This is a genomic window from Acinetobacter sp. MB5 (assembly GCF_003261585.1).
In the GTDB taxonomy this organism is placed as follows: Bacteria; Pseudomonadota; Gammaproteobacteria; order Pseudomonadales; family Moraxellaceae; genus Acinetobacter.
Window position 1 is genome coordinate 13,655 of the sequence record NZ_POVU01000018.1, and the last position, 15,191, is coordinate 28,845.

The window sequence follows — 15,191 nt, forward strand, 5'->3', positions numbered from 1 at the left end:
GCCATGTTACAGATTTTAGGGCAACAATTTATTGATGGGCAACGTGTGGCAGCAAATGCTGCTGCTCTGGACAGTATTGATGCCAGCAGTTATGCCGCAACAGGGCATCAATTTTGCCAAGCGACACTGGATGAAGTGAACCTTGCGGTTGCTGCTGCACAGCGCGCCTTTGCTGTCTATAGCCAGACATCACCTGAACAGCGTGCCACTTTTTTAGAAGAAATTGCTACACAAATCGAAGCCTTGGGTAGCCAACTACAAGAAGTGGCTGTCGTTGAAACAGGTTTACCCCTCGGACGCCTGCAAGGTGAAACAGGTCGCGTGACTGGGCAATTACGTTTATTCGCTACCTTATTACGTCGTGGAGATTTTTTAGGGGCGCGCATCGACTTGGCATTGCCTGAGCGTAAGCCTTTACCGCGCGTCGATTTGCGTCAGTGCAAAATTGCCCTTGGCCCTGTTGCCGTCTTTGGTGCAAGTAACTTCCCGTTGGCTTTCTCCACTGCTGGCGGTGATACGGTTGCAGCACTGGCTGCGGGTTGCCCTGTGGTATTTAAAGCCCACTCTGGCCACATGGCAACGGCTGACCTTGTGGCACAAGCGATTGTGAAAGCAATTGAAGTGTGTCAGCTTCCAACAGGCACCTTTAACATGATTTTCGGGGCGCGTGTCGGTGCAGATCTTGTGGCACATCCACAGATTCAAGCGGTCGGTTTTACAGGTTCTCTGGAAGGCGGCATGGCGTTGTATCATATTGCCCAGAACCGTCCACAGCCGATTCCTGTATTTGCCGAAATGTCGAGCATTAACCCTGTGGTGGTGTTACCAAATGCCTTGGCACAACGTGGCGAACAGATTGCTAAAGATACGGTGGCGTCGTTTACCCTCGGTTGTGGTCAGTTCTGTACTAAACCAGGTCTGATTGTCGGGGTAAAAAGTCCAGCCTTTGATGCCTTTATTCAACAGTTAGTCGCATCAACACAAGCGGCTGCGCCACAAGTCATGTTGAATGCAGGAACACTGAAAAGCTATCAACACGGCGTACAAGCGTTAAATGAAGAAGCAGGTTTCAGCTGTCTTGCACAAGGTCAAACTGCCGAGCAAGCTTCACAAGCCACAGCACATTTATTTCAGGCAGAGCAAAGTGTCTTGCTGTCAGGCAATGCCAAATTGCAGCACGAAGTCTTTGGCCCAGTGTCAATTGTAATTGCGGTGGATGATGTTGCGACTTTACATGCAGGCTTACAAGCACTTGCAGGTCAGTTGACAGCAACTATCATCTCCGAAGATGCCGATTTGGCAGAAGCAGGCGAACTCCTACAATTGCTTAGCCATAAAGCAGGACGTGTCTTGTTTAATGGCTTCCCGACGGGTGTAGAAGTCAGTGATGCGATGGTGCATGGTGGTCCATTCCCTGCAACCAGTGATTCACGAGGGACATCGGTAGGTACAGCGGCAATTGAGCGCTTCCTGCGTCCTGTGTGCTACCAAAACACACCACAAGCCTTGTTACCTGCTGCACTACAAGACCATAACCCGCTCGGCATTGTCCGTTTGGTCAATGGTCAGTGGAATGCGGCTGCACTTTAAGTCCCAATAGAAGACAGCCAGTTTTTCTGAAAGCTGGCTATCTTTTTTTCAATGACCGATGGATAGGACATTGCCAATGACAGACCTCGCAAAAAATAAAAATACCGTCAAACTCAGTCATGCCATTGTGGAACAATTCATTCAGCAGATTCAGTCTGGTCACTATCAAACAGGCGATAAAATTCCCAGCGAACTGGAACTGATTACTCAGTTTGATGTCAGCCGCTCTGTGATTCGTGAAGCCGTGACCGAACTGCGCTCTTTGGGCTTTGTCGAAACCCGACACGGTATTGGCACTTTTGTCAAAGAACAGCCCGATGCCCAGTCTTTTCTGCTTTCCAATGCCAGCCTTGCTACACTCAATGATATTTTGGCGCTACTCGAACTGCGCATCAGTTTAGAAACCGAAGCGGTGTTTTTGGCTGCCGAACGGCGACAGCCACAGCACTTGGAAAAAATGCAGCGTGCCTTGCAGGATTTTCAGCAGCACATTCATTCCTCTGCCCTCGATGGTACGGTACTTGCCGACTACCATTTTCATATCGCGATTGCTGAAGCCTCGGGCAATCAATACTTTGTTGATTTTCTGAAATATTTAGGGGAAAAGATCATTCCGCGCGCACGACTGCGTTCAATTGAGCTCAATCCCGATACTCGTCTGGACTATCTCAATAACGTGCATTTAGAGCACCTGAATATTTTTAAAGCCATTTTGGATCAGGATGCTGCCCTTGCGCGGCAAATGATGCGCGCGCATTTAGGCAAGAGTTTGAAGAAATTTAAAAGCTAAGATTTACTGAACAAATCCCACCAAGTTCTGTGCAGTCCCCTGCATATTTTGATTCACATTGTCCTGCAACATATCAAACAGACGCTGCTGGGCTTCATCGGTTGCCCAAGCAATATGTGCCGTAATCATGACATTTGGGCGCTGCACTTTTAATAATGGATGATCGGCTGGTGGTGGTTCCTGATCCAGTACATCTGCGCCATAGCCTGCCAACAGACCTTGTTCAAGTGCAGTGACCAGATCCTGATTATTCACCAGTCCACCACGCCCTGCATTGATTAAAATGGCATTCGGTTTCATCTGCTGAAATACAGCCAAGTCCATCATCTGCTCGGTTTCTGCATTCAGCACACAGTGCAAAGACACCACATCGGCTTGGGCAATTGCCTGCTGAAATGGCACATAACCCTCACGGCAAGTTGTCGCCTGTTTATGCTCACTAAAAATCACCTGCATACCAAAAGCACGTGCCTTTTCCGCGAGAGACGAACCAATTGTCCCTTTGCCCAAAATCGCCAAGGTTTTGCCTTTAAGTTCACGCATCGGAGCCGCCAAGTAAAATGATGCATCACCTGACCATTTGCCCTGTTCTACCGCCTGACATTGTGCTGGAAAGTTTTTAATCAGGTTAATCATTAGGGTAAAGGCATGTTCTGCGACCGCATCGGTTGCCTGACCACGAATATTGCAGACCTTGACACCATGACGTTGCATCAGCTCCAGATCAACATGGTTATAACCTGTTGAACATAGCGCCAGTAATTTCAAATCTGGATTATGTTCGAGCACCTGCTGATTCACCTCTAACTCACTGACCATCAAGACATCTTGATCATGAACCAAAGTTTCTAATTGCTCCTGCGTCATTTGATGATGTTCAGTATATTCAACAGGAAAGGCAAACTTGAATTGCTCTTCAGGAAACAGATACTTATCTGTAAAGGTAATTTTTAGAGGCTGCATAGGGATGTCCAAGATTCAAAACAATTGTATGATATCATATATCAATAATTCGATTAACACGTTAAATATTATTCGATTCTACTCAACACATTGTTTGTATTCAGGTATTCCATAATTTCATTAGCAATCATACCTATCGTTACACAACCACAATATAAAAATATATTTTAATTAAAAACAAAAGCTTAATAAAAAATCATCTTCTCATTTTCAAATTATCCAATTTAAAGTGTTGTGTCTAAAAATTCTCCTCGATATACTAAAGATGTTGTATGACGACATACAACTAATGTTTAAAGGGAATCAAACATGAAATTCAAAGGAATCCGTTGGTGGATGATTGGCCTCGTGACGCTTGGCTTAATGACCAACTATCTCGCACGTAACACCCTCTCCGTTTCCGCTGCCAGCATGATGACTGATTTAGGGGTCACCACACAACAATATGCCTACATCGTATCGGCATGGCAACTGTGTTATGCCTTTATGCAGCCGATTGCGGGCTGGATTATTGATTTTCTTGGCACCAAACTGGGCTTTGCCATTTTCGCTTTTGCATGGTCACTGTCTTGTATGGCCGCAGGTTGGGCAAGCAACTGGCAAGGGCTGGCTTTTTTCCGTGGCTTATTGGGTATTACCGAAGCCGCAGGTTTGCCCGCAGGTGTCAAAACTGCAACTGAATGGTTCCCTGCCAAAGAGCGTTCTGTTGCAATTGGCTGGATGAACATCGGCTCAAGTATCGGCGCCATGCTTGCACCGCCCCTCGTGGTTTGGGCAATGTTACACGGCGGCTGGGAATTTGCATTTGTGATTGTAGGCTTAGTCGGTATTGTTTGGTCAGTGATCTGGGCAATTTTTTATAAACACCCCAACAAACACAAAAAGCTTTCTGCCGAAGAACATGAATATATTGTCGATGGTCAGGAGCAACATGTTCAAGATGCGAATGCCCCGAAACAAAGTGGCAATACATGGCGTAATATTTTCAAAAACCGCAATATTTACAGTATTTCACTGGCACGTTTACTGACTGAACCCGCTTGGCAAACCTTTAACGCGTGGATTCCATTGTACTTAATGACTCAACGTCATATGAACATTAAAGAAATTGCGATGTTTGCGTGGCTGCCGTTTTTGGCTGCCGATTTAGGCTGTGTCCTTGGTGGATATCTCAGCCCATTTTTCATGAAATACTGTAAGGTGTCCATGGAGACCTCACGTAAAATGGTCATGCTCTTTGGCTCACTGTGCATGGTTGGGCCAGCCTGTGTCAGCTTGGTTGCTAGCCCTTATATTGCTATTTTACTCCTCTGCGTTGGCGGCTTTGCACACCAAACATTATCGGGTGCGCTATATGCCATTACGTCAGACTCATTTAGAAAAAATGAAGTGGCAACTGCAACAGGTTTAGGCGGTATGTTCGGTTATTTGGGTGCTGCGAGTTTTACCCTGTTATTTGGTATTTTAGTGACACAAATTGGTTATGGGCCGTTGTTTGTGATTTTGGCTTGCTTTGATATCGTCGCTGCGATTTTGGTCTGGAAGACTGTAACTCAATTCAAAAAATCAGAACTCAGCCCAAACCCAGCACTCCACTCCACTGAAGTTTCTCATCAACAAAGCTAAGGAATGCTTATGTCTGCTCATCCCGTATTCCAACGAATTTTACTGACAGGTGCAGCAGGCGCTTTAGGACGCCAACTGCGTCAGCGCCTTGCCCAGTACAGCACAGTGCTACGTTTATCTGACATTCAGGTGGATCCACTTTATCCTGCACAGCCACACGAAGAAATTGTGCAATGCGATCTGGCGGATAAAACTGCTGTGCAACAACTGGCTCAAGGGGTCGATGCCATTGTGCATTTTGGCGGGGTGTCTACCGAGCAGGCTTTTGAAAATATCTTAGCAGCCAATATTTGCGGAACGTATCATATCTACGAAGCAGCCCGAGTTCATGGCATTCGCCGTGTGATTTTTGCCAGTTCCAATCATGTCGTGGGCTTTCATCGCCGTGGGGAAATCCTCGATGCGAATTGTGCACGCAAACCCGATAGTTATTATGGTTTGTCCAAATCTTATGGTGAAGATCTTGCGACGTTTTACTATGACCGCTATGGCATTGAAACCGTCAGCATCCGTATTGGTTCAGCATTTCCTGAACCAAATAATATTCGCATGCTCTCGACTTGGCTCAGTTACAACGATTTAGAACAGATCATTTATAAAGGGCTGACCACGCCAAATGTAGGTCATACCGTTATTTTTGGGGCTTCCGATAATCCAGATACATGGTGGGACAACCGCCTGGCAGCTCATTTGGGCTATCAACCTGTCGATACGGTTGAAGTCTATCGTGAACAAATTCTCAAAAATAGCGTTGGACAAGCCGACTCTGGTGCCGCCTATCAAGGTGGCGGTTTTACCGAACTCGGGCCTTTTGGTAACTGAATATGAATTATCGTATTGTTGCCAACTGCCAAAACCAAACAGGTGAAAGCCCTGTCTGGTCGGTTGCTGAGCAGGCGCTGTATTGGGTCGATATTCCGCAAGGGCAAATCTTTCGCTGGCATGCCGAGCAAGGCGTAAGCCACTGGCAAACCGAACAGGTTGCGGCCTGCATCATGCCGCATGCCTCAGGTGACTGGATGGTCTGTCAGCAAGATCAGATCAACCGCATCAGCTTAATGACTGAAGCGAAAGTCCAGATTCAACAGCAGTTACAGGTGTCACATCCTCATCCCGATTTACGCTTTAACGATGGAACCTGTGACCGACAAGGACGGATTTGGGTCGGCAGTATGCATCTCGACAATAACGGCAGCCCTGTTGGCAGTCTGTATTGTTACAGTACAGAAGGTCTCAGCCTCAAACTCAGCGGATTATGCACTCCGAATGGTTTGGTATTTAGCCCCGATGGTCGCACCCTGTATTTATCCGATTCACATAAAAGTGTCCAGAAAATCTGGGCCTTTGATTATGACCCAGACACCGCAACGATCAGCCAGCAACGACTGTTTGTCGATATGCAACATTACGACGGCCGCCCCGATGGTGCAACGGTCGATGCCGAAGGCTGTTACTGGTGCTGCGCAATTGATTCAGGAAAAATTTTACGCTTCGACCCACAAGGTCAACTTTTAGAAAGTTTTGAGCTTCCTGTGAGTAAACCGACCAAATGTATTTTTGGCGGGGCCAATTTAGACACTTTGTTTGTGACCTCACTGCGTCCCGATATGGCAAACAGCGAGCAAGATATGCTCTCAGGCGCGGTCTTCGCTTTAGATGTCGGTGTCCAAGGTCTTGCTGAAACCGCTGTGAATTTCTGACATGCTCAACCTGATTCGACTGGAAGATGAATACACCGAACTGACGATTGCACCTGAACTTGGCGCTGCAATCGCATCTTGGCAACGCCGCCATGATGGGCTGAATTTCTTGCGCCCCCTTCCTGTAGATACCTCTGGACTAACCGCCCGACAACTCGGTGCATTTGCCCTGATTCCATGGTCAAATCGGATTGATCAGGGGGGTATTTCTACACCCGCAGGTTGGTTTCCCCTCCCTGCCAATACCGCCAACAGCCCATTTGCCATGCATGGTTCAACATGGCAAGCGGTTTGGCAGGTGATCGAAAGCTCAAAACAACATGTCATTTTGGAATGCTATAGCCAGCAACCTGTCGAGTTAAGAGCAAGACAGCGGATCCAATTAGAAAATGGAAAATTACAGCTTCAGTTTGAGGTTGAACACTTAGATTCACGTCCTTTTTGGCATGGCTATGGCTGGCATCCGTTTTTTATACGAACGGCTGCAACACAGGTCTTGAGTCCGTGCAAAACGCTCTGGCAATCCGATGCTCAAGGGCTTTCTAAACAACAAGTCCAGATTCCTGAAACATGGGAGTTCTCTGAATTAAAACCACTTCCAAATGAACAAATTGATCACGCCTTTTCAGGTTGGTCAGGGCAGTCTGTGATTTATCAACCTGATCATGATTACCAGCTTTGCCTATCCTGTCCCGATGTCGATCACCTGATTGTCTATTGCCCAACCCAACAACCCTTTTTCTGCCTTGAACCTGTCAGCCACCCGATTAATGCTCACCATTTCCCAGAGCATTTGGGTTTAAGCTTATTGCAGCAGCACCAGCAACTGAGTTGGCAAGTCAGTGTGCAATACCAATCTCTGTCATAAACATCAAACTTCTTTCATCACGCCTTACCCCCTCTTTCTTTTTCTCCCTGAGCAAAATTGAAATCTATTTCAATACAGTGCAAGAGAAAGCCAAAGGGTGGATGAAAGAATTTTACTTGATCTCGTCTTCTGCATAATCGCTGTTGAAATCTATAAAAATCGTTTCATAATGAGGAAAAGATAACCATAAACAGCGATTAACCTATGTCAAAGAACTATTACGAGGAACTAGGAGTCAGCCGCAAAGCGAGTGCGGATGAAATTAAAAAAGCCTATCGCAAACTGGCACGCAAATATCATCCCGATGTCAGCAAGGAAAGTGATGCCGAAGCCAAAATGCAGGCCATCAATGTTGCCTATGACACCCTGAGCAACTCTGAAAAAAAAGCAGAATATGATCAGATGCTCGATCATCCACAAGGCTTTGCAGGGTTTGGCGGACAAGCAGGTCAAGGTGGTTTTGATGAAGCCCAGTTCTACCGTCAAGGAAATGCCTCAGACTTTCATGGCTTTGAAGATCTGTTCGGTCGTTTTGGATCAGGTTTTGGCGGCGCTCAGCGTAAGCAGTCGTCCTATCGCGGTGAAGATCAGCATGCCAGCATAGAAGTGCCGATTGATGTGGCGTATCACGGGACAACACAACAGATTACCTTGCAAATTCCAACCATGAATGCCTATGGCGAACCCGAAGTTCAGCGTAAAACCTTAGAAGTCAAAATTCCAAAAGGTATGAAAGAAGGTCAGCAAATTCGGCTTTCAGGTCAAGGTCAGGTCGGGATTCGTGGCGGTGCCAATGGCGATTTATATATTGAGATTCGTTACCAACATACAGACAGCATTCGGGTTGAAGGCAGCGATGTTTATCTCACTGTACAGATTAGCCCGTGGGAAGCGGCACTCGGTCATGGCATTACGGTCAATACACCCGCAGGGGCTTTACAAGTCAACATTCCAAAAAATGCAAAACAGGGGCAACAATTACGTTTAAAAGATAAAGGCATTCCCAATAAAACCGCAGGACATTTATATCTCATCCTCAATATCGTATTTCCAAGCGCTCACAATGAGCAACAGCAGCATGCCTATCAACAATTAGCGGCAAGTTTTCCTGACTTTAATCCGCGTCAAGGCTAAGGAGTTGAGCTATGACTACAATTTATTATCGTGAAATTCTCTGTGATGACTGCGCTGACTCAGAAATAATTGATGAACAACTCAGTTTCACCTTAAACCAGTTTGCTGAAAGCTGCGGGCAACCACCAGAATGGATTTTGCAATTGCTCGAATATGACATTTTACCGACCCGTTCCGAAACAACCGAACACGTATTTTTGGGTGAAGACCTGAGTCGGGCGCGTAAAGCCTACCGTTTACAGCGTGACTTCGATGCCTCTTTTTCAGCCGTCGCGATGATGCTGGATTTGATTGACGAAGTACAACAGCTACGCAAACAGGTCAGACACGCCCATTTTGAATAGCATCCATGGGGCTGTAAAAAAGTACTGCCCCAAAATCCCTTAAAAAAATTATGTATTTTGTGGTTTTGCTCTATGAAAGCTTAAAAATATCCCATAATATTTATATGGAATTACAACATCACACTTATTCCACATAACAACAGTATTGCCGATACGGCAAACCAACAACTCACACGAGGGGCAACCATGTTTCCAGAATATCGTGCATTGATTAGCAAGTTAAAACAGGAAGATGCTCATTTTTCTAAAGTGTTTGAAGAACACAATGAGCTTGACCATGAAATCATTCGATTAGAACAAGACCCTGTCACTTCAAGTTTGGACGAGATCGAAGTGCTCAAGCTGAAAAAGCTCAAATTGAAAGATGAACTGTACGATATGTTGAAACGCGCAGACGATGTATAATCAAACTAGACTTCGCTGACATAAAAAGACGGGGCATTCCCGTCTTTTTATGTTGGTGCTATCTGAAAAATGCGCCGAGCGCTCAGCACAGGCGATCTAAATTAAGCCCAATTGCTGTAAGGCAACCTGAGCAATTTGAGTTCTAACTGCTCCCGACATTTTCGGTTTCATTTCGAGGTTCAATGAAAATGCAGTGATCTTGCCATTGGGCTGTTCGACCCAACCTGTGTACCAACCGACCTGTGGCTGTACATCCATGCCCTAGCCTGTTTTTGCATAAACTTTGCTGCCATTCACTGTTTCAACCAGCAACATGTCATGCACATCTTGCTGTGCCTGCTGGGAAAATGGCAGTTGTTTGGTCGCGAGACGGTAAGCAAACTTCACTTCTTGTTCAGGGGTAATTTTGAGTGGGCCAACCAGCCAGAAGTTATCGACCTGTTGTCCAATCTCGGCATTCCCGAACTGTGCTTTTTTGACTTGTTCCACCATTAAAGGCAAACCAATTCGGCGTGCCAGTTCCTGATACACAGGCACAGCAGACAGTTTCATACCTTCTGCCAAGGTCATGTCCTTTTCCCACATCGCATAACTGCGTTTTTGCCCATCCCATTTAAATACTTCTGTCGTGGTAGCTTTATGCTGATCTAAGCCAATCACGGCGTTGAGCATTTTAAAGGTCGATGCGGGCACATACTGAGTCTTAGCACGACTAAGGTCATTGCCATAATGCTGAAACTGCTTACCGTCGTAACTGACAAAGACCCCTGTCGTTTGGGCGTTGTTAAATTGCTGCTGAATGGTCTGACTGACCTGTTGCTGCTGTACAGCGGTTACAGAGGGTTGAGTTTGACAGGCACTGACTGTTGTTGCTGCCAAAATACAGCAGAGAAATTGTGTTTTCATGGTCTTTAAGTCTATTTTTTTCAGGAGAGCATGCACTTCAAGTACATGCTCAATAGTTTACCAAAAGATAAAATTTAAGGGTTTATTGCATGTAAACCAGTGCATAAAAAACCAACAGGCTCAGCACGATCACCAATAAAGTATTTTTCAGCCGATACGCTAAAGCAATACAGGCAACTGCTCCCCACAAGTACGGCTGATTCCATGCATTCAAGCTCAATGCTTGACTCTGCTCAAAAACAATCGGTGCAGCCACCGCAGACAGTAAACACGGTGCTGAATAATTTAAACTGCGCTTTAAGCGATCTGGAAAGCGCAAAGGCAGACGCGGCTCAAGCAACAAATAACGATTGCAAAACACCACAGCAGCCAAGATCAACAGTAATCCCCAAGTCATGTGCGTGACTCCCAAAGACTGGCTGCCAACATGCCCGACACACCTGCGATCACCGTACCACTTTGCCAATGCAATGCATGGAAAATGACAGCCAACAACACACTCACGGTGACACCCACCAATGCAGGTGAACTACGCACAAAAGGCACTACAATGGCAATAAAGGTTGCCACAATCGAGAAATCCAGATGATAAGCAGCCAAATTGGGCACTGAAGCCGCTAAAACCACACCTGCTAAACTGGACAGATTCCAAGCCAAATAAAACATCAAACCTGCTGCTAGCATAAACGGCGTGGACAATCGCTGCCGCCCTGCGCAAGCAGCAAACAACTCATCGGTCAGTAAAAAGCCGATCAGCAAACGGATTTTGGATTGTTTCTGCTCAACATGTGGACGTAGCGTCAATGCATACAAATAATGCTGTGCCGTCATAAAAAATACTGAAATGACAATGGTCAGTGCGCTTGCTCCAACACCCAATAAACTCAGACTGAGTAACTGTGCTGCTCCTGCAAAAATCACCACCGACATCAACATAGCTTGTACAGGAGGCAAGCCTGCATGAATCGCCATTGAACCTGCCAAAATTCCCCAAGGAATCACCGCAATACACAACGGAAAAACCTTAAAAATTCCTGCTCGAATTTCTGCTGCTGTCGTCAGTGTCGAAATTGTTGAAGATGACATGTCTGCGCCCCAAAACCCAGTGAAGCCCGATTATGCGAAGCAAAGATGCCGCTGGCTTGAACAAAATTGCTCAGTTCAAAATCAGCTGTTGTCGATAGTTTTGCGGCGTGACGCCCAAGGCTTTTTTGAAATGACGGGTAAAATGACTTTGATCGGCAAAACCACATTGCATGGCAATATTCACCAAAGGTTCGCCTGTGCGTAATAAGCGTTTGGCTTTCAAAATACGATGCTGCACCAACCACAAATGCGGAGTCATACCGACATATTTTTTAAACTGGCGTAGAAAATGCCACTGGCTCAAACCAGCTGCCTGCGCCAATTCCTGCAAGCTATAATCCTGCTCAGGCTGATCTGCCATAAGGTGTTTCACTCGCGCTACCCCACAAGGATGATCAGATACAGCCACCTGACTGCTACGACTCTGCCCATAGCGACTGACCAGACAAGCCAAGGTCGATAAATACAGGGTTTCTTTAAATAAACTATGCTGTTCAGGTTGTTCTAGAACATTGAATAAAAAGCGCAACTGCTGAGATAAACCGACATCGTGAATTACGGCTTGTGAAAACCACGGCACACTGCCCTGATACACGGTTAGATCTTGAGTGAGTTCCTGAAACATTTCAGGGGTCGGATAAATCGCCCGATAGCTCCAAGCCGAGTCCAAAGCAGAAGACCCTGTATGCACTTCATCGGCATTGACCAGAATGATATCGCCACGCGGTGCAACATGATTGGCACCACTGCGAAAGAAACGCTGTGCGCCATCATCAATCACACCAATGCAAAATCCTTCATGCACATGCCGAGAAAATTCTAAAGTCAGGTCTTGGGCTTTGAGCATTTCCAGCCCGCCTAGCTCATTGAAGTGAAAGTAATGGGTGCGTTCCTGCATCAGCATGTATGATTAGCCACAGAGTGAGGCTTTACCATGCCAACTTAGAAACGAATTGTATAGAAGAAAATTGCTGTCTGAATTTTCGTGCAAAACTCAAACCGCGTATTTAAGCACTCTTTTTATGTAACATTTGAAACAGTTCTTCACCAAACAAAACCTGATCAATCACATCCAGAACTGCTTCTTGCTGGTTACTTTTTTCAGTGATAAAGCTCGCCACCTGTTTCAGCTCATCAACGGCATTGGCAACCGCAAAGCCATAACCCGACTGTTTCACCATTTCAAGGTCATTGTAGTTATCACCAATCGCCAAGACTTGATCATTCGAGACTTTCCAGCGTTGTTGCAACAACTGCAAACCATGTGCTTTGTGACGATTTGGCACAATCAGGTCAATAAAGCCAAAACCACTCGACACCATTTTAACCGAACCATCTGCAATAAAGTCACACCACTGCAAGTCTTCGCAAAGTTCAGCAAAATCATAATCTCGGGTATCTAAAGTCACCTTACAGATTTGATCTTGTACCTCTGCCAAATCTGGAAGCTGTTGCAGGGACTTAAAGTATTTATTCAGTTTTTCTAAATTTTTCTCTGGTACTGCATGATCAATATACGCACCTTGTTTACCACATAAAATCAGTGAGCTGGCATAACGCTCTGAAATTTGCGTACGCATACGCTCAACCAAGTCCGAAGAAAAATGTGCAAAGGAAACTTCTTCTTCTGCATCCATGACGTATGCGCCATTTTCTGAGACGAAAGCAATCTGGTGAGCAATTTCAGGGAAGTAATTTTTGAGTGTAGAGAGTTGATTGCCACTGGCGACAACAAAATGAATACCGCGTTGTTGAAGTTGTTGATACTGTTTTAAAAAGCGTGCTTTGTTATATTCTTTTTCTTCGTTAAGAAAAGTTCCATCCATATCTACTGCAATAATTTTAACTGTCATTTACACCTCATCTTTTGTGTGTTTGGGAGATTTGTTCATTTCGGTTTTACTTCATTATGCACATAAAAGATTGCGCTTTTGTGAAAAATTTTAGACTAAAGGCGAATATTTTTAGTTTTTTGTTATAAAAGCATCAATCAGTCACACAAAATGAATGAATGACGCTTTAATTATTTAATCTGACTACACAATTTCTGCAATCGGTTGATCAGCATGCAAGGTCTGTCCTATTGCTGCCAGTTGCTGAATATGTCCAGTACGATGTGCCACAATCGGCACTTCCATTTTCATGGCTTCCATCACCCCGACCACATCACCCTCTTGAACCTGATCCTGTTCAGTGACTTTCCACGAACTGATCACCCCATTGATCGGTGCAAGTAACTGCTGTGGCTGATGTGTTTGGGTTGTCATCACGTGTTCAACGGGCTGACTCATTTGCATTGCCCCGAGCAATGCTGCGGGCAAACCGACCTGATGCAGCTTGCCATCAATCTCAATCGGATAACGCTGCAAAACATTTTGATGACTGTACTGGCTACGTGGTGCAACCGCAAAATCATGCTGTAAATCCTGCTCAATCCAACGGGTATGCACCTTAAACTCCTCTGTGAAATCGGCATGTTCCAACACAGCCCGATGGAATGGCAACACCGATGCCACACCTTCAATCTGAAAAGATTTCAAGGCACGTTTTGCCCGCTGAATGGCAATCTCACGGGTTGCCCCTGTCACAATCAGTTTTGCCATGAGCGAGTCAAAATGGCTCGACACCAGACTGCCTGAACGCACACCCGTATCTAAACGCACACCGATACCCGAAGGAGGTTGAAATGCGGTCAGTGTCCCAAACGCGGGAATGAACCCTCGTGCCGGGTCTTCGGCATTGATGCGAAACTCAATACTGTGCCCTTGTGCGACAGGGGTTTGCTGAATCGACAAGGGTTGTCCCAAAGCAATCGCAATTTGCTCAGCCACCAGGTCCAAACCTGCGGTTTGCTCCGTCACAGGATGCTCAACCTGCAAACGGGTATTCACTTCCAAAAAGGACAACTTGCCATCTCGACTCAACAAATATTCTACAGTTCCCGCACCCACATAACCCGCTGCACGGCAAATGGCTTGCGCCGAGCTTAAAATTTGCTGCTGAATTTCTGCTGTTAAAAATGGTGCAGGCGCTTCTTCAACCAGTTTCTGATTACGGCGCTGCAACGAACAATCCCGTGTTCCCACCACCACCACATGCCCATGCTGATCGGCAATCACCTGCGCTTCGACATGACGTGGCTGATCGAGATACTGCTCGACAAAACATTCACCCCGACCAAAGGCTGCGGTGGCTTCACGCACGGCTGACTCATATAATTCTGCAACTTCATCGAGTGACCACGCCACTTTCAAGCCACGACCACCGCCACCGTATGCGGCTTTAATGGCAATCGGCAAACCATACTGTTTAGCAAAATCTACGGCTTGCTGTGCCTGTTGCAAAGGCTCATCGGTTCCCTGTACCAACGGTGCGCCCACGGCCTGTGCCAGTTTACGTGCCGAAATCTTATCGCCTAGCTGTTCGATACTGGCAGGCGATGGGCCAATCCAAATCAATCCAGCATTTTGTACTGCCTGTGCAAAATCAGCACGTTCCGATAAAAAGCCATAGCCTGGATGTAACATGGTGGCCTGTGACTGCTTGACAATCGCTAAAATCTTGTCGATATTTAAATAGGTATCTTTGGCTGTTTGCCCTGAGAGTGCCCACGCTTCATCGGCCAATTGCACATGGAGACTGTCAATATCATCATCGGCATACAACGCGACTGAGGTGATGTCTAAATCGCGGCAGGCCTGAATGATCCGCACCGCAATTTCTCCACGGTTGGCAATTAAAATTTTATGCTGCTGTGTCATTATTTTTTCTCAATCTTT

At 46.0% G+C, this 15,191-nt stretch carries 15 protein-coding genes and 1 pseudogene; 9 read left to right on the plus strand and 7 right to left on the minus strand.

The annotated features are described in order from the left end of the window. Positions 1-3: 3 nt before the first annotated feature. Both C1A47_RS14830 and C1A47_RS14835 read left to right on the plus strand, forming a co-directional pair. The gene (locus C1A47_RS14830) at positions 4-1,590 is read left to right on the plus strand and encodes an aldehyde dehydrogenase (NADP(+)) (RefSeq protein WP_111895799.1); all 1,587 of its coding nucleotides are present in this window, start codon (positions 4-6) and stop codon (positions 1,588-1,590) included. 76 nt (positions 1,591-1,666) lie between these two features. Next, on the plus strand, positions 1,667-2,380 hold the full coding sequence (locus C1A47_RS14835) for a FadR/GntR family transcriptional regulator (RefSeq protein WP_111895800.1): 714 nt from the start codon (positions 1,667-1,669) through the stop codon (positions 2,378-2,380). A 3-nt stretch (positions 2,381-2,383) separates the two neighbouring features. Here C1A47_RS14835 and C1A47_RS14840 read toward each other — a convergent pair whose 3' ends face one another. Beyond that, the gene (locus C1A47_RS14840) at positions 2,384-3,343 is read right to left on the minus strand and encodes an NAD(P)-dependent oxidoreductase (RefSeq protein ID WP_111895801.1); all 960 of its coding nucleotides are present in this window, start codon (positions 3,341-3,343) and stop codon (positions 2,384-2,386) included. Positions 3,344-3,652: 309 nt separating this feature from the next. Between C1A47_RS14840 and C1A47_RS14845 the strand changes: the two genes are divergently transcribed. The 7 genes from C1A47_RS14845 (at position 3,653) to C1A47_RS14875 (ending at position 9,420) form a co-directional block, all read left to right on the plus strand. Then, on the plus strand, positions 3,653-4,969 hold the full coding sequence (locus C1A47_RS14845; RefSeq protein WP_111895802.1) for an MFS transporter: 1,317 nt from the start codon (positions 3,653-3,655) through the stop codon (positions 4,967-4,969). A gap of 9 nt (positions 4,970-4,978) precedes the next feature. Next, positions 4,979-5,791, plus strand: coding sequence for an NAD-dependent epimerase/dehydratase family protein (locus tag C1A47_RS14850; protein WP_111895803.1), 813 nt, complete (start codon positions 4,979-4,981; stop codon positions 5,789-5,791). Positions 5,792-5,793: 2 nt separating this feature from the next. Further along, positions 5,794-6,669, plus strand: coding sequence for an SMP-30/gluconolactonase/LRE family protein (locus C1A47_RS14855; protein WP_111895804.1), 876 nt, complete (start codon positions 5,794-5,796; stop codon positions 6,667-6,669). A gap of 1 nt (position 6,670) precedes the next feature. Further along, positions 6,671-7,537 (plus strand): aldose 1-epimerase, encoded by an 867-nt coding sequence (locus C1A47_RS14860; protein ID WP_111895805.1) that lies wholly within the window; start codon positions 6,671-6,673, stop codon positions 7,535-7,537. Between the two features lie 204 nt (positions 7,538-7,741). After that, on the plus strand, positions 7,742-8,671 hold the full coding sequence (locus C1A47_RS14865; RefSeq protein WP_111895806.1) for a DnaJ C-terminal domain-containing protein: 930 nt from the start codon (positions 7,742-7,744) through the stop codon (positions 8,669-8,671). A gap of 11 nt (positions 8,672-8,682) precedes the next feature. Then, complete coding sequence (locus C1A47_RS14870; protein ID WP_111895807.1) at positions 8,683-9,015, plus strand: chaperone modulator CbpM; 333 nt, start codon at positions 8,683-8,685, stop codon at positions 9,013-9,015. Between the two features lie 186 nt (positions 9,016-9,201). Beyond that, complete coding sequence (locus C1A47_RS14875; protein ID WP_111895808.1) at positions 9,202-9,420, plus strand: YdcH family protein; 219 nt, start codon at positions 9,202-9,204, stop codon at positions 9,418-9,420. Positions 9,421-9,516: 96 nt separating this feature from the next. On the opposite strand, the pseudogene blaOXA reads toward C1A47_RS14875, so the two are convergent. The 6 genes and pseudogenes from blaOXA to C1A47_RS14905 form a co-directional block, all read right to left on the minus strand. After that, positions 9,517-10,326, minus strand: a pseudogene (gene blaOXA, locus C1A47_RS14880) (class D beta-lactamase). Between the two features lie 82 nt (positions 10,327-10,408). Further along, a complete protein-coding gene (locus C1A47_RS14885; protein ID WP_111895809.1) occupies positions 10,409-10,723 on the minus strand; it encodes an AzlD domain-containing protein in 315 nt (104 codons plus the stop codon). Next, positions 10,720-11,412, minus strand: a complete 693-nt coding sequence (locus C1A47_RS14890; protein WP_111895810.1) for an AzlC family ABC transporter permease — start codon at positions 11,410-11,412, stop codon at positions 10,720-10,722. Before C1A47_RS14890 ends, C1A47_RS14885 begins: the two co-directional genes overlap by 4 nt. Before the next feature lie 70 nt (positions 11,413-11,482). Further along, the gene (locus tag C1A47_RS14895; RefSeq protein ID WP_171294404.1) at positions 11,483-12,313 is read right to left on the minus strand and encodes an AraC family transcriptional regulator; all 831 of its coding nucleotides are present in this window, start codon (positions 12,311-12,313) and stop codon (positions 11,483-11,485) included. Between the two features lie 106 nt (positions 12,314-12,419). Continuing rightward, positions 12,420-13,265: a Cof-type HAD-IIB family hydrolase gene (locus C1A47_RS14900; RefSeq protein WP_111895811.1), complete on the minus strand. Its 846-nt coding sequence runs from the start codon at positions 13,263-13,265 to the stop codon at positions 12,420-12,422. 183 nt (positions 13,266-13,448) lie between these two features. Next, positions 13,449-15,173: an acetyl/propionyl/methylcrotonyl-CoA carboxylase subunit alpha gene (locus tag C1A47_RS14905; protein ID WP_111895812.1), complete on the minus strand. Its 1,725-nt coding sequence runs from the start codon at positions 15,171-15,173 to the stop codon at positions 13,449-13,451. Positions 15,174-15,191: the final 18 nt, after the last annotated feature.

Coding starts and splice junctions, on each gene's coding strand:
- C1A47_RS14830 (WP_111895799.1), top strand. CDS start 4: ATGTTACAGATTTTAGGGCAACAATTTATTGATGGGCAACGTGTGGCA.
- C1A47_RS14835 (WP_111895800.1), top strand. CDS start 1,667: ATGACAGACCTCGCAAAAAATAAAAATACCGTCAAACTCAGTCATGCC.
- C1A47_RS14840 (WP_111895801.1), bottom strand. CDS start 3,343: ATGCAGCCTCTAAAAATTACCTTTACAGATAAGTATCTGTTTCCTGAA.
- C1A47_RS14845 (WP_111895802.1), top strand. CDS start 3,653: ATGAAATTCAAAGGAATCCGTTGGTGGATGATTGGCCTCGTGACGCTT.
- C1A47_RS14850 (WP_111895803.1), top strand. CDS start 4,979: ATGTCTGCTCATCCCGTATTCCAACGAATTTTACTGACAGGTGCAGCA.
- C1A47_RS14855 (WP_111895804.1), top strand. CDS start 5,794: ATGAATTATCGTATTGTTGCCAACTGCCAAAACCAAACAGGTGAAAGC.
- C1A47_RS14860 (WP_111895805.1), top strand. CDS start 6,671: ATGCTCAACCTGATTCGACTGGAAGATGAATACACCGAACTGACGATT.
- C1A47_RS14865 (WP_111895806.1), top strand. CDS start 7,742: ATGTCAAAGAACTATTACGAGGAACTAGGAGTCAGCCGCAAAGCGAGT.
- C1A47_RS14870 (WP_111895807.1), top strand. CDS start 8,683: ATGACTACAATTTATTATCGTGAAATTCTCTGTGATGACTGCGCTGAC.
- C1A47_RS14875 (WP_111895808.1), top strand. CDS start 9,202: ATGTTTCCAGAATATCGTGCATTGATTAGCAAGTTAAAACAGGAAGAT.
- C1A47_RS14885 (WP_111895809.1), bottom strand. CDS start 10,723: ATGACTTGGGGATTACTGTTGATCTTGGCTGCTGTGGTGTTTTGCAAT.
- C1A47_RS14890 (WP_111895810.1), bottom strand. CDS start 11,412: ATGTCATCTTCAACAATTTCGACACTGACGACAGCAGCAGAAATTCGA.
- C1A47_RS14900 (WP_111895811.1), bottom strand. CDS start 13,265: ATGACAGTTAAAATTATTGCAGTAGATATGGATGGAACTTTTCTTAAC.
- C1A47_RS14905 (WP_111895812.1), bottom strand. CDS start 15,173: ATGACACAGCAGCATAAAATTTTAATTGCCAACCGTGGAGAAATTGCG.